23 protein-coding genes are annotated in these 17668 nt (G+C 40.2%); 16 read left to right on the forward strand and 7 right to left on the reverse strand.

Annotated elements, in window-relative coordinates:
• Positions 1-254: 254 nt before the first annotated feature.
• Both G3T18_RS00600 and G3T18_RS00605 read right to left on the reverse strand, forming a co-directional pair.
• Complete coding sequence (locus G3T18_RS00600) at positions 255-953, reverse strand: pirin family protein (protein WP_224408571.1); 699 nt, start codon at positions 951-953, stop codon at positions 255-257.
• Positions 954-980: 27 nt separating this feature from the next.
• The gene (locus tag G3T18_RS00605; RefSeq protein WP_224408572.1) at positions 981-1217 is read right to left on the reverse strand and encodes a CDGSH iron-sulfur domain-containing protein; all 237 of its coding nucleotides are present in this window, start codon (positions 1215-1217) and stop codon (positions 981-983) included.
• A 119-nt stretch (positions 1218-1336) separates the two neighbouring features.
• Here G3T18_RS00605 and G3T18_RS00610 point away from each other — a divergent pair, with 119 nt between their 5' ends.
• Positions 1337-1675 carry a winged helix-turn-helix transcriptional regulator gene (locus G3T18_RS00610; RefSeq protein ID WP_224408573.1) on the forward strand — a complete coding sequence of 113 codons (339 nt, stop codon included), beginning with the start codon at positions 1337-1339 and terminating at the stop codon, positions 1673-1675.
• A 101-nt stretch (positions 1676-1776) separates the two neighbouring features.
• Complete coding sequence (locus G3T18_RS00615; RefSeq protein ID WP_224408574.1) at positions 1777-2751, forward strand: DMT family transporter; 975 nt, start codon at positions 1777-1779, stop codon at positions 2749-2751.
• Positions 2752-2841: 90 nt separating this feature from the next.
• Here the strand turns inward: G3T18_RS00615 and G3T18_RS00620 are convergent, their stop codons facing one another.
• The 5 genes from G3T18_RS00620 to ndhC form a co-directional block, all read right to left on the reverse strand.
• On the reverse strand, positions 2842-3579 hold the full coding sequence (locus G3T18_RS00620) for a sulfotransferase-like domain-containing protein (RefSeq protein ID WP_224408575.1): 738 nt from the start codon (positions 3577-3579) through the stop codon (positions 2842-2844).
• Positions 3580-3597: 18 nt separating this feature from the next.
• Positions 3598-4314, reverse strand: coding sequence for a hypothetical protein (locus G3T18_RS00625; RefSeq protein ID WP_224408576.1), 717 nt, complete (start codon positions 4312-4314; stop codon positions 3598-3600).
• Positions 4315-4832: 518 nt separating this feature from the next.
• Positions 4833-5366, reverse strand: a complete 534-nt coding sequence (locus G3T18_RS00630; RefSeq protein WP_224408577.1) for an NAD(P)H-quinone oxidoreductase subunit J — start codon at positions 5364-5366, stop codon at positions 4833-4835.
• Positions 5359-6114, reverse strand: coding sequence for an NADH dehydrogenase subunit K (locus tag G3T18_RS00635; RefSeq protein WP_224408655.1), 756 nt, complete (start codon positions 6112-6114; stop codon positions 5359-5361). The genes G3T18_RS00630 and G3T18_RS00635 overlap by 8 nt, the downstream gene beginning before the upstream one ends.
• Positions 6111-6476 carry a photosynthetic/respiratory NAD(P)H-quinone oxidoreductase subunit C gene (gene ndhC, locus G3T18_RS00640; RefSeq protein ID WP_263480222.1) on the reverse strand — a complete coding sequence of 122 codons (366 nt, stop codon included), beginning with the start codon at positions 6474-6476 and terminating at the stop codon, positions 6111-6113. Before ndhC ends, G3T18_RS00635 begins: the two co-directional genes overlap by 4 nt.
• Before the next feature lie 320 nt (positions 6477-6796).
• Between ndhC and G3T18_RS00645 the strand changes: the two genes are divergently transcribed.
• The 14 genes from G3T18_RS00645 (at position 6797) to G3T18_RS00710 (ending at position 17587) form a co-directional block, all read left to right on the forward strand.
• Positions 6797-7144: a rubredoxin gene (locus G3T18_RS00645; RefSeq protein WP_224408578.1), complete on the forward strand. Its 348-nt coding sequence runs from the start codon at positions 6797-6799 to the stop codon at positions 7142-7144.
• A 124-nt stretch (positions 7145-7268) separates the two neighbouring features.
• On the forward strand, positions 7269-8285 hold the full coding sequence (locus G3T18_RS00650; protein ID WP_224408579.1) for a photosynthesis system II assembly factor Ycf48: 1017 nt from the start codon (positions 7269-7271) through the stop codon (positions 8283-8285).
• A gap of 85 nt (positions 8286-8370) precedes the next feature.
• Positions 8371-8616, forward strand: a complete 246-nt coding sequence (gene psbE, locus G3T18_RS00655; RefSeq protein ID WP_224408580.1) for a cytochrome b559 subunit alpha — start codon at positions 8371-8373, stop codon at positions 8614-8616.
• A 22-nt stretch (positions 8617-8638) separates the two neighbouring features.
• On the forward strand, positions 8639-8773 hold the full coding sequence (gene psbF, locus G3T18_RS00660; protein ID WP_224408581.1) for a cytochrome b559 subunit beta: 135 nt from the start codon (positions 8639-8641) through the stop codon (positions 8771-8773).
• Between the two features lie 9 nt (positions 8774-8782).
• A complete protein-coding gene (locus G3T18_RS00665; RefSeq protein WP_224408582.1) occupies positions 8783-8902 on the forward strand; it encodes a photosystem II reaction center protein L in 120 nt (39 codons plus the stop codon).
• Positions 8903-8954: 52 nt separating this feature from the next.
• Positions 8955-9074 carry a photosystem II reaction center protein J gene (locus tag G3T18_RS00670; protein ID WP_224408583.1) on the forward strand — a complete coding sequence of 40 codons (120 nt, stop codon included), beginning with the start codon at positions 8955-8957 and terminating at the stop codon, positions 9072-9074.
• Between the two features lie 179 nt (positions 9075-9253).
• Positions 9254-10708, forward strand: coding sequence for a circularly permuted type 2 ATP-grasp protein (locus tag G3T18_RS00675; RefSeq protein WP_224408657.1), 1455 nt, complete (start codon positions 9254-9256; stop codon positions 10706-10708).
• Between the two features lie 295 nt (positions 10709-11003).
• Positions 11004-11987: an alpha-E domain-containing protein gene (locus G3T18_RS00680; protein WP_224408584.1), complete on the forward strand. Its 984-nt coding sequence runs from the start codon at positions 11004-11006 to the stop codon at positions 11985-11987.
• Positions 11988-12089: 102 nt separating this feature from the next.
• The gene (locus G3T18_RS00685; RefSeq protein WP_224408585.1) at positions 12090-12212 is read left to right on the forward strand and encodes a transglutaminase N-terminal domain-containing protein; all 123 of its coding nucleotides are present in this window, start codon (positions 12090-12092) and stop codon (positions 12210-12212) included.
• Between the two features lie 134 nt (positions 12213-12346).
• A complete protein-coding gene (locus tag G3T18_RS00690) occupies positions 12347-12550 on the forward strand; it encodes a transglutaminase N-terminal domain-containing protein (RefSeq protein ID WP_224408586.1) in 204 nt (67 codons plus the stop codon).
• A gap of 114 nt (positions 12551-12664) precedes the next feature.
• A complete protein-coding gene (locus G3T18_RS00695) occupies positions 12665-13525 on the forward strand; it encodes a transglutaminase family protein (protein ID WP_224408587.1) in 861 nt (286 codons plus the stop codon).
• Between the two features lie 492 nt (positions 13526-14017).
• The gene (locus tag G3T18_RS00700; RefSeq protein ID WP_224408588.1) at positions 14018-14728 is read left to right on the forward strand and encodes an SDR family NAD(P)-dependent oxidoreductase; all 711 of its coding nucleotides are present in this window, start codon (positions 14018-14020) and stop codon (positions 14726-14728) included.
• The gene (locus tag G3T18_RS00705; protein ID WP_224408589.1) at positions 14695-16728 is read left to right on the forward strand and encodes a GTP cyclohydrolase, FolE2/MptA family; all 2034 of its coding nucleotides are present in this window, start codon (positions 14695-14697) and stop codon (positions 16726-16728) included. The genes G3T18_RS00700 and G3T18_RS00705 overlap by 34 nt, the downstream gene beginning before the upstream one ends.
• Positions 16721-17587 (forward strand): TauD/TfdA family dioxygenase, encoded by an 867-nt coding sequence (locus G3T18_RS00710; protein WP_224408590.1) that lies wholly within the window; start codon positions 16721-16723, stop codon positions 17585-17587. The genes G3T18_RS00705 and G3T18_RS00710 overlap by 8 nt, the downstream gene beginning before the upstream one ends.
• Positions 17588-17668 lie beyond the last annotated feature (81 nt).

The raw sequence follows: 17668 nt of genomic DNA on the forward strand, positions 1-17668 counted from the left end.
CTTTCCTCTATCTGTAGGGACTTAAACGCTGCAAGAAATGTAAAATACAGGGCGGTAGGGCATTCCGTCCTTAAAGCTTACCGAGTATCCGTTCGCGAAGCGTCTCCGCCAGGAGAAACAATAGCTGGAGTTGGTAAGAAGCCCGCGCTTACCTGTTAAGGAAGCGACGGGAGTATGTCACTTGATTTACTTCCCTCACTTCGACTTGTGTGTACACCGTAGGTCCTAGTAGGGGAGGGGTTGAAACATTCGGTTTAAGCTAAATCAAACAACAACAACTCTGCATCTTTGTTAGCCTGCAAACTTAGTTTCTCCGTATCGCTAACAGCGACACCATCCCCCGCAGCGACAGTCACATCATTAAGACTCAATTCTCCCTTAACCACTTGCAACCAAGCATGACGGTTTGGTGATAACTGATACTCAATTTGTTCCCCCGCAGCGAGTAAACTAGCATAGATATTCGCATCTTGATGAATCATCAGCGAATCGTCTCGACCATCAGCAGAAACCACTAAACGCAGTTTACCTTGTCTTTTCTCATCGGGATAGAATTTCTGTGCGTATCTAGGTTCTACTTTAGCGCGATCGGGCATAATCCAAATTTGCAATAAATGCACTAATTCAGTATTTGAGGGGTTATATTCGCTGTGAGTAACACCCGTCCCCGCGCTCATGATTTGTACTTCTCCGGGACGAATAATCGAACTATTTCCCATGCTATCTTTATGTTCTAAAGCACCTGCGATAACATAGGAAATAATTTCCATATCTCGGTGCGAGTGCGCCCCAAAGCCTCGCCCTGGTTGAATTTTGTCTTCATTAATTACGCGCAGTTGCCGAAAACCCATGTGTTTTGGGTCATAATAATTAGCAAAGGAGAAAGTATGAAAAGAATTTAACCAGCCTATATTAGCATTGCCTCGTTCTGTTGATTTTCTAAGAGTAATCATCTTGAGTTCTCCTTATTGGTTAATACGTTAAATTTGAGCGTGACTTCCATCGCAAAGAGGAGTGTTTTGCGTGTATTTACAGTTGCACAAAGCGACTTTTTGGGTTTTCGTTAGCTCAATTTTTTGTGGTGTAAAATCGGTTCCTTGGTGAGAACCATCGCAAAATGGTTGTTTTTGAGAACTACCGCAAGAACACCAATAATATGTACCGGGTTCTAATTCGAGGATAGCAGGTTTTTTGTCAGCAATTATTGGTTTACTCATGGTTTTTTGCTCAACAGATTTTTAACTTCTCTCTTAGCTATTTCAACTATAAGAAATATAAATTTGGTTGTAAAGAGTGTACTTTCAAGTAAGATAGTTACTAAAAAGTTACTAAGAAAATGGTCAAAGCAAAACCCGATCAAAAAACTTGTCCCGCAGAAACCACACTTCAGCTTATTAGCGGACGCTGGAAAGCTTTAATTATCAAAGAATTGTGGTCAGGAATAAAACGCTTTAACGAACTACAAAGAAGTTTAACGGGAATTACGCATAAAATGCTGACTCAACAGTTAAGAGAAATGGAAAAAGATGGTTTAATTCATCGCGAAGTATATGCGGAAGTACCACCAAAAGTTGAATATTCTCTCACTGATTTGGGTAAAAGTTTACAACCAATTCTGGCTGCGATGCACCAATGGGGTGCAGATTATGTTAAGAGAGAAGATGAGGGAAGTTGAAGGAGAGAGACAGGGCGCGATCGCCAAATAATTAACTCTTAATTTAAACTAGAATTAAGATAAGCCTTTCTCTGCTAAAATACTCCGAAAAAGAGATTAAAATGCAACTACAAGAAGCAAAAATTTCTCAAAATACCTCAGTAACTTGGTTAGACTTAACTTCTTTATTAGGTGCTTTACTAGGTATGTCAGTTGTACCATTATCTCTCAAATGGTGCGAAGTAGAAATGAGTCCAGATTCCGCGTTATTTAATCGTTTTTGGATATCAACTATAGTATTAGCCTTATTCAGTGGATTGCGTTTTTCTTACCAAATTATAACTCAGAAAAATCAGCCAAAAACCCAATCAGAATATCACTTTTTAGCTCACATTCCCCATCGGATTAAAATTAGCTTAATTTTTCTCTTTACAGGAGCTTCTTTATCAGGTACTCTGTTAGTATGGGCATGGTCATTGACTCGAACGACGATCGCCAATGCCGAACTACTCCATAACCTAACTCCGATCGTTACTGTAGTGGGTGCATGGTTATTCTGGCAACAAAAGTTTGACAAACGTTTCCTTACTGGTACAGCGATCGCGTTAGGAGGAATTATCGTCCTGGGATTAGATGATTTCCAGATTAGTATCGACAAAATAGCAGGCGATTTACTAGCGATTCTTTCCGCGATCGTTTTTGGTGTATATTTACTAGGAGCAGAAAAACTGCGAACTTTATATAGTAGCGAAGTTATACTTTTATCTTGTTCTGCTTGTAGCAGTTTGTTAACCTTGATTATAATTTTAATTGCCGGAGAAAATATTTTTCCTGTATCATCACAAGGATGGTTCGCTGTAATTAGCTTTGCAGCAATTAGTTTATCGAATCAAATCTTGATTTTGTACAGCCTCAAAAGATTTTCATCCAGTTTTATTTCCCTCTTATTTCTCCTAACTCCAATTATCGGTGGAGTCATGGCTTGGGTGATTTTTTCAGAAACTCTAAGTTTGCTCAACTTATGTGGTTTTTTAGTAGTTTTACCTGGTTTATATTTAGCTATTTCTAGTCCATCTGCGGTGAAAACAGAAATTTAATATTCTCAGGCGAAAAATCTTTAGTTTCTGACTTACACATAAACAGAAAAAGTAGAGGCAATTCCCTGTGGTTGCCTCTACCTATAGTGTTTACCTCAAGCGAAACTGATATAATTCTTGATAAATCGAATTACATTCCTCAACTACACTTAACAAATGCTTTGGAACTACATCCAGTTTCGGTCGATAAGGTAAAAAACAAGTAGATTTTTCTACATTTTGATACCAATGTTTTCCCCAAATACCATCAGTTTCTTGTTTCCCAGCAGACCAACTCAACATTTTTTCACTAAAGTCAACTCCTAAAGATTCACAAAGTAAACTCAATATTTTTTGGGGATTATTTTGCAAATCACGAGCATCTACCACAGGAGGTATATTACCAGTCAATTCCCGCACGCGATCGAATATTTTTTTGAGATTGCTTATCCCAGTATCTTCAATTGACAGATCGGGCAGCTTTTGATAAAGAGACGTGATGATATCCTGGGGATTGCGAATCAAAAAAAAGTTAGTTAGTTGCGAAAGAAAACTTAAATCAGCCTCATCAACTAAAAGACTATCGCTAATATGTTTTTGGAAAAGAATCGTCTGGTTATTAGGAATTTCTCCTGTGGTCATTTTAGCGATAACTTTCTCAAAATCAGTTTCATACTTTGCCAAAATTTCTTCAGCATAAGGATGATTTGCTTTCGTTTGAGCTAGATAAACCGCATATAATGGCTCATCCCAAACTATTGTATCAGGATGGCTGGACCATGCTCGCATCATCGCTGTGGAGAGACTGCGAATACTTGACCACATAGCAATACGTTTTACTTGAGACATGGCGATTAAAATTTCCTTTTAATACTCTCGAACAACTAGTTGATTTCGAGCGAAATTAAAGTATTTTACGGTAAAGTCAACTGCATCAGCAGGGAAAAACTTCTTACAAGTATATATATTCAGATTAAACGAATTATTACTCCAGTCTACAATACATCCTGATGTTTCCCAGTGCATCCAAGCAGTAGTATTTTCCACAAGAGGTTCATTTAATTTTTTCATTTCCAGTACCTCGCATAAATTATTGAGAAAGCTAGCAATTTTTGCTTTGATGTTAGCTTGACAATGTGGACTAAAAATATTCAGACGTTGCCGCCATATTTGGTTGTCTAATTCTCGCCAGGTGGGAGAATTAACTTGACCCATCATTTTATATGCTAAATTTTGCTTGTCGATCCCAAAATAGACTTTGGTATAGTTAAGGATCGTATTAAGATCGCAATTATTGGGTAGACAAATATCTATGCTGACAAAAGAAGGCTGGCGATCGTCCCAAACATAAGCATGAATAGCAGAACTTGGTATTAAGGGCAACCATGCAGATAAACCGTATTTTTCTGAAAGATGGGTAGCAGTTTCTCGATGAGGGGAAAGATTCAGTATTTGAGCAATTCCGTGTAAGTAATTCTGTATTTTTTCCACTCCTACTCGATCGATACCTACAGGTTGCTCGGACAAAAACTCAATTATTAAGACATTCGTAGTTGTTTTTGGGTAGCTCAGATGTTTTAACATAAACAATTAAGTCCCGTTAGTTGAGTTTGGTAATACTAATCGTTGAGAAATTTACAAAGCAATAGCAAAATGGAAGACACCTCAAGAGCTAGACTTCGTAGAGGATTATTGGTGTCTGGATGTTATTCATTTAAGTGATGAGCGCTGTAACTAATGTAACAGATTAGTTCAGAAAAATGGGAATTCAGATTCAGCACCTGATTAGTTCGCAACTAGCAATTAGTGTAACTTCAGCAGAGCAAACTTTTGGCGAATTGTTAAGAATTATCAAAAAGAAAAATTGGCTAGCGATCGCCAGTTTCACGAGAGCATTTCCCCCCAATCTAATATCAAAAAAAGTTGATTCCATGGCAAAATTTATAACTGGTCAAATTAGTCAAATAAGGGGTAACTAATAACAATTATTTATCTCAACAAATTAGATCGAGTCCGCTCGATCGATTACGTTCAAACCTGAAAAAACAAGCACCCACTTCTCCATTGAAGTGAGTGCTTTGCGGTGAAAAATTGCTGGCTATTTAATAAGCATCCTGCAACTCGTAAAAATCTGGCGAGACATAATCCTTACGCAGGGGCCAACCTACCCAATCTTCCGGCATCAGCAAACGTTTTAAATTTGGGTGTCCCTCATAAATAATGCCATACATATCATAAGTTTCTCGCTCTTGCCAGTCAGCAGCTTTCCAGAGCCAGTAAACTGAAGGAACTGTAGGATTATCTCGCGGTAAAAATACCTTCAAGCGGACTTCTTCAGGTTTCTCAGCATTATCACTAACTTTAATTAAATGATAAAAGCTAACCAACTCTTTACCAGGACCTAAATCATAACCACCCTGACACTGAAGATAATTAAACCCATAAGCGCGAAGTGCCGTAGCCATAGGAATTAGAAATTCGGCTTCTACCTTAATCATCTCCACGCCAAGATTATCCGGGTCCAGAGACTCATGATCGAAGTCATTTTCCGTCAGCCAGCGAGAAACAGGACCAGCTTCGACAATTTCGGAAGCTTCAGCATTTTCGTTACCATTTGGCTTCGACTCTTCAGCCACGATCGCGTTCCTCCTTTTGCTTCTCTGCGGGACTTAATTCTGGGGATATTTCCATACCCATACCTGACCTTAACTCCTTCGGTGGAGCTTGACGAGTTTCCGACTGAAGATACTTACCAGTCAAAATTGGTTCGACCACCTTCATGTTGTGAGTAGTGCTATAGAAGCGATGAGTTTGCTGTCTAACTTGCGATCGCTCTTGGATCGACTCATTTGCCATTTTTTTCCGCAATTTAATAATCGCGTCAATAATCGCTTCGGGACGAGGCGGACAACCGGGAATATAAACATCTACCGGAATCAGCTTATCAACGCCTTTAACCGCCGTTGTCGAGTCGCTACTAAACATCCCGCCAGTAATCGTACAAGCGCCCATCGCGATTACATACTTCGGATCGGGCATTTGTTCGTAAAGACGAACCAAAGCCGGAGCCATTTTCATCGTGATGGTTCCCGCAGTAATGATTAAATCCGCTTGTCGAGGACTAGAACGAGGTACTAAACCAAAACGGTCAAAGTCAAACCGAGACCCGATTAAAGCGGCAAATTCAATAAAACAACAAGCCGTCCCATACAACATCGGCCAAAGACTCGAAAGTCTTGCCCAGTCATAAAGGTCATCTACCGTCGTCAGAATCACATTTTCCGACAAATCTTGAGTGACTTTGGTGCGAATAATTGGATTGAGAATCTTTTCTTTTTGCTGCTTTTCAAACTCAGCAGTTTCTGTGGTTGGATTTGGGTTCATGACCATTCCAAGGCTCCTTTTCGCCATGCGTACACCAATGCAACCACGAGGATTGCAATGAAAATCAAAGCTTCAACAAAAGCTAATAGCCCTAATCGATTGAAAGCCACAGCCCAAGGATATAAAAACACAGTCTCCACATCAAAGACGACAAAGACTAAAGCGAACATATAGTAACGGATGTTGAATTGAATCCACGCTCCCCCGATCGGTTCCATACCCGATTCGTAAGTGGTGCGTCGTTCCGGACCGCTACCCGTAGGTCGCAGTAACTTAGAAGCTGTCAATGCCAAAAGCGGAACCAGGCTGCACGCCAGGAGAAAACCCAATAGGTACTCATATCCGTTGAGGACGAAAATCATAAGCTCTGTAATTACCTCTCCATATACCTTTCGATTTTCCTAATGCCCCAAAGGCTGTAATTTTCTCAACTGTTACTCAACTATTTTATTTGTAGGACAGTCAGCTACAACTGTATTATTGAATCAGTTTTACAATTTTTTATTATACTGCTTTGCTTGTCTTGCCCAAGATCCAGTCACACTAAGAATCTGAATCTAAGAGAAATTCAACTTACCTAATTACCAATTGTCAAAGTTTATTTGTCAAGTGACAATTAACAAATTCTCAATTTATGCGATAATTTGTAACAAACATTTTAAGAATTGCCGAGCGATCGTCTATGAGCGAACCAGCCCAAGAGCAAACTCTGGCAGAATTAGCGCCAGCAAGCTACGAATGTCGTAGCTGTGGCTACGTTTACGTGCCAGCCCAGGGAGACGACAAAAGCAACATTTCTCCAGGTACGTCTTTTGAAGAATTGCCCAATGACTGGCGTTGTCCAGTTTGCGGCGCTCGCCGTCAGGCCTTTAAAAATATTGGTGCAACGGGTGCGCCTTCGGGATTTAAAGATAATCTCCGTTACGGCATAGGAGTCAATAACTTGACCCCAGGACAAAAAAACTTGCTGATTTTCGGTGCTTTAGCCCTAGGGTTTTTATTCTTTATGAGTTTATACGCCTTGCAGTAAAATGCTTGGGCTGGAAAACAAAAGAACTATCACTCTAACTCACCAGCTAGATTGTCAAGTGACAATCTGGAGAGCAAGCAAAAGCTGTCTGGCAAGTAAATTTCCTTCATCAGCGTTAGATTTTATGAACTCATTTGTGAAAAAGCTGAAACAAATTGTAATAATTTTGGCAGTTACCTTATTGACAATTGGTTGTAGTCAAGTACCATCTCTAAGCTATAATCCGTGGGAAGTAATCGAACTACCCACCGAGGCAATTTTTTCAGACCTAGCTTTTACAGACGATTTCGATCGCGGTTGGCTCGTGGGTACCAAAGCGGCTCTTTTTGAAACTACTGATGGCGGAAACACCTGGCAGGAGAAGAATCTCGCTCTGGGAGACGAAAAGGTTAGCTTTACGTCGGTCAGCTTTGCTGGCGAAGAAGGTTGGATTAGCGGTAAACCCTCAATTTTGTTACACACTAAAGATGGTGGCGAAACTTGGGAGAGAATTCCTCTGAGTGAAAAATTACCTGGCTCTCCGTATAATGTAGAAGCTTTGGGAGCTAACTCGGCGGAAATGACTACCGACTTAGGAGCAATCTATCAAACCAACGATGGCGGTCGTACTTGGCAAGCTTTAGTCGCAGAAGCAGTAGGGGTAGCGCGGAATATTTCTCGCTCGGAAGATGGGAAATATATAGCGGTATCCTCTAAAGGTAACTTCTACTCGACTTGGGAACCCGGTCAAAGCCAATGGACTCCCCATAATCGCAATAGTTCCCGACGCTTACAAAATATGGGCTTCGGTAAAGACGGACGTATTTGGTTACTTGCTCGTGGTGGTCAAGTACAGTTTAGTGTGGAAGATGATTTCGAGACTTGGGAAAACCCGATCGCTCCCGAATTTTCCACTAGCTGGGGATTATTAGATATTGGCTACCGCACCCCAGAAGAAATTTGGGTAGCTGGAGGTAGTGGTAACTTACTTTGTAGCTTTGATGGCGGTAAAACTTGGCTAAAAGATCGGGAGGTGGAGGAAGTTCCCACTAATTTGTATAAAATAATCTTTTTGACATCAGAGAAAGGATTTGTCCTGGGTCAAAGAGGTTATTTACTAAAATACAATCCGCAATCTGAACCACCATCAGCAACAGCATAAACAAAAGTTGAGCTGGAAAGGTGTCAGCAGATTTCGTATCATATAAACTGGGTTTGCAACTTTAGTAAGAGGAGAAAAAACTAGGATGGCAGGTACAACAGGAGAACGTCCTCTTGGAGATATTATTACCAGCGTTCGTTACTGGGTAATTCACAGCATCACAATTCCGATGTTGTTTATCGCAGGTTGGCTATTTGTCAGCACGGGACTAGCGTATGATGTTTTTGGTACTCCTCGTCCGAATGAGTATTTTACTCAAGAACGACAAGAGTTACCGATTATTAGCGATCGCTATAGCGCCGATCGACAAATCGAACAGTTTAATAAGTAGGCTTTTAAGATAGGAACAACCAATGACTAGCAATACCCCTAATCAGCAAGTTACATATCCGATTTTTACGGTCAGATGGCTAGCTATCCATACTCTAGCTGTCCCGACAATATTCTTTTTAGGCGCGATCGCTGCCATGCAATTCATTCAAAGATAGGATCGAACTATGGAAAGACAAAACAATCCAAATAAACAACCTGTAGAACTTAATCGTACTTCCCTCTATTTGGGATTACTGCTTGTTTTTGTTTTAGGTATTTTGTTTTCCAGTTATTTCTTCAACTAAATAACTGGTAAAATTCGGGTATTGTTCTGGGAGAAATAAGGAGGTAGAATTTATGCTTTCTGAGGGCAGAATTCCTTTGTGGATTGTCTTAACTGTTGTGGGAATGGGCGTAATTGCAGTTGTAGGTATTTTCTTCTATGGAGCCTACGCTGGTGTAGGTTCTTCTCTGTAGAAGCAAGGAACTCGTTTTTTGAAGTTCAATTTCTGACTACTAGAAGCTGAATAGCCGCAGAAAAACCGCTAGTTGTTTTGACTGGCGGTTTTTTACTTGGCTTTATTAGCTCAGTTCGTTTAAACTATTTCCAATGTTCGTTGGCGATCGCCGGAATTTTTGTTGATGCTTGTCAGAATATGAGGAGGGGTGCTGTGCATTTGGAAAGTTACGATCCACAAGGATTTTATGATGAACTTTTCCTCGCTAAGGGACAACCGCGACCTTCAGCAGCGCCACTGTTAGAGTGGATACAGGGTCTTTCGTCGGCAGAATTACAGCAACATCACAAAACGGCTCAAATTACGTTGTTTAAATTGGGTGTTACTTTTAATGTCTATAGCGATAATCAAGGTGTAGAAAAGATTTTTCCTTTTGATATTATTCCTCGGATTATTTCGGCGGTTGAGTGGACGAAGTTAGAACAAGGTCTCAAACAACGAATTACAGCGCTTAATCTGTTTCTAGCAGATATCTATAATGAACAGCGCATTCTCCAAGATGGGAAAATTCCGGCTGAGGTGATTAACTCGGCTACGGGTTTCCTGAAACCTTGTCTGGGAATGCAGCCACCCGCAGGTGTTTGGTGTCACATTACTGGTACGGATTTGGTTCGGGATAAGGACGGTCAGTGGTACGTTTTGGAAGATAATTTGCGCGTACCTTCGGGAATTTCTTACGTTCTCGAAAATCGTCGTGTGATGAAAAGCACTTTTCCCCAAATCTTTCAAACAATGGCGATTCAACCAGTAGACGAATATCCGAGTCATTTATTAGAAACTTTATTAAATTTAGCACCTCCTCAGTTAGCAGACCCCACGGTGGTTGTTCTCAGTCCCGGTATTTTCAACTCGGCTTATTTTGAACATTCGTTTTTAGCCCAGCAAATGGGTGTGGAGTTGGTTGAAGGTCGAGATTTGGTCGTGGTGGATGGTTATTTGCAAATGCGGACGACGAAAGGATTACGTCGGGTAGATGTGATTTATCGTCGCGTTGATGATGATTTTTTAGACCCTTTGGTATTTCGTGACGACTCGATGTTGGGAGTACCGGGATTAATGGAAGTATATCGTCAAGGAAAAGTGGCGATCGCGAATGCACCTGGTACTGGTGTGGCTGATGATAAAGTTGTTTATGCTTACGTCCCGGAAATGATTCGCTACTATCTGGGAGAAGAACCAATTTTACCCATCGTACCAACTTACCTTTGCTGGCGCGAACAAGACCGAAAATATGTGCTGCAAAATTTAGATAAGTTAGTGGTGAAATCTGCTAATGAAGCAGGAGGTTATGGAATGTTAGTCGGTTCGGTGGCTACGGAAGTAGAAAGACAAGCATTCGCGCAAAAAATTCAGCAAAATCCTCGCAACTACATCGCCCAACCTACAATTAGTTTATCGCGAGTACCAACTTTAATCGGCGATCGCCTTGAAGGTCGTCATGTTGATTTACGTCCTTATATTCTTCATCGCGGTGAAGAAATTTACGTTCATCCTGGTGGTTTAACGAGAGTTGCTTTGAAAAAAGATTCTCTGGTGGTTAATTCTTCTCAAGGTGGTGGAAGTAAGGATACTTGGGTACTTACTGGGGATTAGGGATTAGGGATTGGGGATTGGGGATTAGGGATTAGGGATTAGGGATTAGGGATTAGGGATTAGGGATTGGGGATTGGGGATTAGGGAGACAAGGAGTATAAACTGATAACTGATAACTGATAACTGTTCACTGAACCCAGTCCCCACCTCACCAGTCCCCAGTCCCCACCTCACCAGTCCCCAGTCCCCAGTCCCCAGTTACCCAATCACCAGTCCCCAGTCCCCAGTCCCCAGTTACCCAATCACCAGTTACCCAGTCCCCAGTTACCCAGTCCCTAATCCCCAAATACTAACTATGCTAAGTAGAGTTGCTGATTCTATATACTGGCTAAATCGCTATATCGAACGGGCGGAAAATGTCGCTCGATTTGTGGATGTTAACTTAAATTTGATGTTAGATTTACCAGTCGGAATGACCCAACAATGGGAACCTTTAGTTGTGACTACAGGAGACTTAAATTTATTTCGCGATCGCTATGGGGACGCTACTTCTAATAATGTAATTCAGTTCTTGACTTTTGACCCGGAATACCCTAATTCGATTATTTCATCTTTGCGCCTTGCTCGTGAAAATGCTCGTTCGATTCGAGAAATTATTTCTTCGGAAATGTGGGAAGAAGTTAATGATTTTTACCTAATGGTTAAAGATGCAGCCCAAACCAAAAATTCGACCACATTATCCGAGTTTTTTACTCAAGTAAAACGAGCTAGTCATCGTTTTGCGGGGGTAATGGATGCTACCATGATTCATAACGAGGGTTGGCATTTTGGTCAGTTAGGAAGATTATTAGAAAGAGCCGATAAAACTACGCGAATTCTTGATGTTAAATACTTTCTTTTGCTTCCTTCAGCCGAATGGGTGGGAACTCCTTTAGACCAAATTCAATGGATTTCTTTGTTGAAATCTGCTAGTGCTTATGAAATGTATCGCAAAGTTCAACATCGTATTACCCCGGCTAAAGTAGCGGAATTTCTCATTTTAGATCGCGAGTTTCCTCGTTCAATTCATTTCTCTTTGTGGAGAGGAGAACAATGTCTTCATCAAATTACGAATACACCGAGTGGGACTTGGTGTAATTCCGCAGAACGCGCGATCGGTCGTTTGTGTGCGGAGTTAGGTTATCTTACCATAGATGATGTGGTTGAAGACGGATTGCATGAATTTTTAGATCAAATGCAGCGCTCAATTAATAATGTGGGTAACAAAATTTCGGAAACATTTTTTGGGATGGAAACTATTACCACAAATGCAGTGATGAGTCAAGAGCAAACAATGTAATTTGATGATTCAAACCACAGATAAACACCGATAAACACAGATAAATTATCCGCGTTAATCTGCGTGTATCTGTGGTTAAAAAATAAACTTGAAGGGAGAAAAGTGCGTTACCAAATTAGTCATAAAACAAGTTATAAATATAATCAGTTGGTGTTATTAAAACCTCATGTGTTGCGCTTGCGTCCTCGCTGTGATATGGGGCAAAAGTTACACGATTTTTCTTGAACATTTTTTGGGATGGAAACTACTACCACAAGTGCAGTAATGAGTCAAAAGCAAATCATGTAATTTGACGATTCAAACCACAGATAAACACCGATAAACACAGATAAATTATCCGCGTTAATCTGCGTGTATCTGTGGTTAAAAATAAACTTGAAGGGAGAAAAGTGCGTTACCAAATTAGTCATAAAACAAGTTATAAATATAATCAGTTGGTGTTGTTAAAACCTCATGTGTTGCGCTTGCGTCCTCGCTGTGATGTGGGGCAAAAGTTGCATGATTTTTCGTTAACATTTTTTGGGAGGAAAACTATTACCACAAATACAGTAATGAGTCAATAGTAAATCAGGTAATTTGATGATTCAAACCACAGATAAACACCGATAAACACAGATAAATTATCCGCGTTAATCTGCGTGTATCTGTGGTTAAAAAATAAACTTGAAGGGAGAAAAGTGCGTTACAAAATTAGTCATCAAACAAGTTATCAATATAATCAGTTGGTGTTGTTAAAACCTCATGTGTTGCGCTTGCGTCCTCGCTGTGATGTGGGGCAAAAGTTACATAATTTTTCTTTGAAAATAGAACCAAAGACGACAAGAAAATCGGAAATTACTGACCTTGATGGTAATAGTAATATTAAGGTTTGGTTTGAGGAAGCGGCGAAAAAGTTAGAGATAAAAATGACTGCGGAGGTGGAAACTTTCCGGAGTAATCCGTTTGATTTTTTGTTGGAAAGTTGGGCGACAAAGTTACCAATTGATTATCCTAGTTCTTGGCGATCGCAACTCCAACCCTATCAGCAAAGTTATGGAATGGGTGGAGATGGCGCGATCGCGGAACTCGCGCAGGATCTTTATCAGCAGGTGGAGGGGGATACAATTTCTTTTCTGACAACCCTAAATCAATGCTTGAATGAAAGTTGCGAGTATACGATCCGACATACAGGAGATGCTTATCCTGCGGGTGTAACTTGGCGGCAGAAAAAGGGATCTTGTCGAGATTTGGCGGTTTTGTTTATTGAGGTTTGTCGCGCAGTGGGTTTAGCTGCGCGGTTTGTGAGTGGTTATCAGGAAGGAGATCCCGAACAAGATAACCAGGATCTTCACGCTTGGGCGGAAGTTTATCTTCCTGGTGGTGGTTGGCGAGGTTACGATCCCACATTAGGGTTAGCAGTAGCGGATACTCATATCGCTTTGGTAGCTAGCGCGATCGCGCGTTATGCTGCTCCGGTTGAGGGTGCTGTAACTGCGGTTAACAAGGGTAAAATCGTTGAGTCCCAATTGCAGTTTGATTTGGCGATCGAAAGAATTTAGTTTACACCCTACACAAGCAGTCAGATTACAGCTTTGATTCAACAGGGGGCTGGGAGGAAATCACAGTAGCAAAACTGGTTTCAACAACCGCATTTTTAGCGACAAGCAACCGTCCAAAAGTGAACTGATTCCGAAATCGCCAGTACCCTCAATCTCCATCGCAACACCGTATCGCACTTCTCAGACTACATCGAGTAGTTTCCTCGGCGGTGGCATGGTCATGGTGGGCAGGTAAATCCGTATAACATCCCTGTAGAGGTATTATACGGAAATTTTCTATATATCATTCCTATAAGGGTGATCGGATGGATAAATTCTTAATAAAACCCAAATATTTTAGGTTAGACGGAAAAAATCCGTCTAACCTAAAATATAGTCAGCTGGGTTCGTTGAGTCGGCTAAGGTTAAAAAATCTACTGACAAAAAATTTTGAGATAGATCGCCCCCCGGAAGGGTTGATTGTAAATCAGTAAGATATAGAGCTAGTTGTGCATGGTTGACAGAAGTAATTTACTAATTGTTGGTGGGTCTAGAGGTATAGGGCTGGCTATAGCGACAAAAGCCATAGAGAACAGATATCTTGTTACCGTAGTAGCCAGGACAAAAACTGATAACTTGAAAAATTCAGAAATAAATTTTATAAAGCAGGATTTCAATGACATTTCTCTTACTAGATCTACTCTTGCTACTGTTAAACCTGATGTGTTGATTCTGTGTGTAGCACAAGGACTGTACGGTGATGTCCTAAGCTTTTCAAATGAACAAATCGTTCAGTGTATTCAAACTTCATACACGTCAACAGTTCTGTGGATTAGGGAAGCGATCGATGTGCTACCTAAGAATTCAAAAATATGCTGGATATCTTCTCTAACTGCGAAAATCCCAAATTATCATTGGAGTTACTATGCTTCAGCTAAAGCCGGAGTAGAACATTTTATTGAGTGTGTAAGAGAACAAGCTGCAACGAGAGGCATTAGCATCACTGTCTGCTATCCAGGTTGTGTTGCAACAGATTTTCATAGATATGCAGGTACACAGACACCAGAGGGTGCTATCAATGCTGCTGAAATTGCTGGAAATCTATTACAAGCTGTTGAGAGTCGTCTTGAATTTTGGGCATCAGACATGGATAGAGAAGTTATTGACAAAATCTATGAATTGGATAAAACTTGCCGTCACAGATTCCAGGATTTATTGAAATGAGAGATTCGAGTGAAGTAAAAAATCTACTAGATTGGAAAGGTGGATGGGCTGCAAGAGCATTGTTTGATGATGCAGTTAGCCGTCATCTAAATAATGAAGAGCAAGACATTTGTTTAGCTAAAGCAGTTGTTGAGAAATCATCTGGAGTCTCAGCTATACGCCAACTTGAAAAGTATTTAAAGTTGACAGGACTAGATCTAGATATCTCTAAAATTCCGCAAACACTACCTTCAGATATTAGGCAAGTCATTAGCTTGGCAGAGATTAGAGATATTCCTTATGAAATCTCGGCAGATTTTTGGCTAGAGCAACTCTGCGATCATCTAAATTCTACCCGCGCAAGTTTATCTGAAAAGATTGCTCAATCCCTAAATGAGGATAGTCTTCCTAGTGAAAATTCTCAGTATTTAATTGAATCATGGAGTTTCCCCGTTATATCTAGTTTTCTACCTTTGACTAGTAACCAAACAAAAGTTTCTTATGTAGAAGATGAGGTTGCAAGGCTTTGTTGGAAACGTTGGTACTTAAACGCTGGAAATCATCCACTTTTACTTGAGACATATGATCGAACAAACTTAAAAAGTAGCCAGTGGCTTGTTTGGCGGCTTCTACATGATGCAACGCATCTTTTGCATCTTCAAAACTTCCCAGAAGCCGGTTGTTATCTCAATCCTGAATGGTTACTTACATTAGAAGCTTCTGCAATGACAAGCGAAAGAGAATTTCTGTATCTAATTGACAGTGAAAGAGAGATAGCGCGACCAATTAACTATCCTTTTAATTCATTTAATATAAAAACAGTTTTATTAACTGGACTGATTGAAAGAGCTTTACGTTTAGATTATGACATAGCTGTTCACTTGAATAATCAGTCTATTGATGATTGGATTAGATATACGAAGCGCAGAACGGGATTAACCTTGAATTGCTATTATAATTTTGCCCATGAGTTCTATGGATTGCCGGGTTTTTGTGCTGGCTATATGCTCGGTTTAAATGCACTTGGAAAAGAGCAAGATAAACTTTCAATACTTTCAGGAGAAAGAGCTTTAGATTTTCTATGTCTGAACTCTAGTGATAATTTATCAAGCTCTATACTGACAGATATTCCAGCAAAGTCACCCCAACATCCCATCTATATTCAGTCTGTTGGAACCTCAGATTCTACTTGCTTCTTTAGCTTAATGAATCCTTTTACTAATCAGTATGATCATGTTGAAGCGAAAGCCAGTGTTTTCGTAGACCTAAACCCCAGTCAAAGGGGAATACATATGAGTAGGCTGCAAGAGGTTCTGAATAACCTCGACATTCAACAAAATTGGAATACTTTAGCGGAGGTTTCTGATTTTATTGCTATCCAAGCTAAGAGAGTGCAAAAGAGCGAGAAATCAGAGGTTGAGTTAGCAGTTAACTCTTACGTTCAAACTTTCAACCCAAGAAGTAGAACTCGTTCAAAACAACCTATTTCAATCACTGCTAGTTCTATAATTTCTGATTCTCACACATTGCATACAATCGGATTAAATATCAAAGTAATGACTGCTTGCCCTTGCACGATGAAATACAGCCGTCTTAAAGCGGAGCAAGATTTGAGATCATCTCTAGGAGATCATTTCAACAATTCAATCATGCAATGTGTTCCACCCACTTTTACACATTCTCAGAGAGGCACTTTATCCGTCAAGGTAAGTTCTGAAAATGATCTAATTCCATTGCAGCGCCTATATCTTTGCATTAGCAGAGTAGCTCACTTGGTGGAATCTGTTCTGAAACGCCCTGATGAACATTCTCTAGTTCAAAAAAGTCATGCAAAACCTCAATTTTGTGAAGACTTGTGTAGAGAAGTTGCTGTTTCTATAGCCTCAGAAGTTGGCTCAAGCGATTTAGTTGAAGTCTCTGTTGAATTGGATGAGAGTATACATCCACATAAAGCGTTTGCAAAACTTTCAATTAAGGCTTCTGATATCTGGTATATTAACCTTGATAAAGAAGATGATTAGAAGAATAAGTTTAAAAGATATCAAAATATCTAATTATATTTTGAAAAATGTTGAGGATGACTGCCCATTCTCCTGGAAGTCTAAGTTTGCTGAATGCAAGAGCTTATCAGATTTTGTCAAACTCATAAACTATGAGCTTTGTATATTTGGCTGTGTGATTATTAGTGACCTTAACACTTCTGATCTGGATACAAATCTAAAAAGAAATCTCTTTCTTGGTTTATGTTCGCAACTAGGTACTCCTGTAGAACATAATCCTGGGAAGAAAGATTATATTTGGGACATTAAACTTAGAAATGAAATAAGTTGTTTCCCAACTTTTTCTGAACATAATTTAGAAGCCCCGTTACACACAGATAATCAGTATCGAGTAAATCCAGAACGATATATTTCGCTATTTGTATTAGAGAGAGCAGCTTGCGGCGGGGGGGCAACAACAATATTAAGGCTTAAAGATATTATCAACACGTTGCGAAAGACAAAAGATGGAAGAGAGTGTCTAAGTATTTTAGAGAACTCACTTTTCCCTTTCGCTACACCAAGTGTATTCAGCGAGAACAAGAATGAAGACCATATAGTATTTGCGCCTATTATCTGCGATGAAAGAAGTATTCGATATAGATTTGATACGATAGAACGAGGGTTGAGACACAGCAAACTTTCAGATGAAGATATTGCAATTAAGATTTGGGCTTTGAATTTCTTTAGAAATCATATCGAAGCTCACCCCTCTACAATGAGGCTGCTGTTAGAAAACGGCGAAATGTTATTTCTGGAAAATAGGACAGTGCTTCATGGGAGAACCAGATTCGCAGATCCAAATCGTCATATACTGCGAGTGCGTATGGATGAGTTATGAAAACTGAACCACGCTTGCCAGCCAGCTAACACTGCGTTGGTGCGGACGGAACAGAAGTTATCGGTGGGTGTTCGAGGTTAT

Source organism: Oscillatoria salina IIICB1 (genome assembly GCF_020144665.1).
Lineage (GTDB): Bacteria > Cyanobacteriota > Cyanobacteriia > Cyanobacteriales > SIO1D9 > IIICB1.

Coding starts and splice junctions, on each gene's coding strand:
- G3T18_RS00600 (WP_224408571.1), bottom strand. CDS start 953: ATGATTACTCTTAGAAAATCAACAGAACGAGGCAATGCTAATATAGGC.
- G3T18_RS00605 (WP_224408572.1), bottom strand. CDS start 1,217: ATGAGTAAACCAATAATTGCTGACAAAAAACCTGCTATCCTCGAATTA.
- G3T18_RS00610 (WP_224408573.1), top strand. CDS start 1,337: ATGGTCAAAGCAAAACCCGATCAAAAAACTTGTCCCGCAGAAACCACA.
- G3T18_RS00615 (WP_224408574.1), top strand. CDS start 1,777: ATGCAACTACAAGAAGCAAAAATTTCTCAAAATACCTCAGTAACTTGG.
- G3T18_RS00620 (WP_224408575.1), bottom strand. CDS start 3,579: ATGTCTCAAGTAAAACGTATTGCTATGTGGTCAAGTATTCGCAGTCTC.
- G3T18_RS00625 (WP_224408576.1), bottom strand. CDS start 4,314: ATGTTAAAACATCTGAGCTACCCAAAAACAACTACGAATGTCTTAATA.
- G3T18_RS00635 (WP_224408655.1), bottom strand. CDS start 6,114: ATGAACCCAAATCCAACCACAGAAACTGCTGAGTTTGAAAAGCAGCAA.
- ndhC (WP_263480222.1), bottom strand. CDS start 6,476: ATGATTTTCGTCCTCAACGGATATGAGTACCTATTGGGTTTTCTCCTG.
- G3T18_RS00645 (WP_224408578.1), top strand. CDS start 6,797: ATGAGCGAACCAGCCCAAGAGCAAACTCTGGCAGAATTAGCGCCAGCA.
- G3T18_RS00650 (WP_224408579.1), top strand. CDS start 7,269: ATGAACTCATTTGTGAAAAAGCTGAAACAAATTGTAATAATTTTGGCA.
- psbE (WP_224408580.1), top strand. CDS start 8,371: ATGGCAGGTACAACAGGAGAACGTCCTCTTGGAGATATTATTACCAGC.
- psbF (WP_224408581.1), top strand. CDS start 8,639: ATGACTAGCAATACCCCTAATCAGCAAGTTACATATCCGATTTTTACG.
- G3T18_RS00665 (WP_224408582.1), top strand. CDS start 8,783: ATGGAAAGACAAAACAATCCAAATAAACAACCTGTAGAACTTAATCGT.
- G3T18_RS00670 (WP_224408583.1), top strand. CDS start 8,955: ATGCTTTCTGAGGGCAGAATTCCTTTGTGGATTGTCTTAACTGTTGTG.
- G3T18_RS00675 (WP_224408657.1), top strand. CDS start 9,254: ATGAGGAGGGGTGCTGTGCATTTGGAAAGTTACGATCCACAAGGATTT.
- G3T18_RS00680 (WP_224408584.1), top strand. CDS start 11,004: ATGCTAAGTAGAGTTGCTGATTCTATATACTGGCTAAATCGCTATATC.
- G3T18_RS00700 (WP_224408588.1), top strand. CDS start 14,018: ATGGTTGACAGAAGTAATTTACTAATTGTTGGTGGGTCTAGAGGTATA.
- G3T18_RS00710 (WP_224408590.1), top strand. CDS start 16,721: ATGATTAGAAGAATAAGTTTAAAAGATATCAAAATATCTAATTATATT.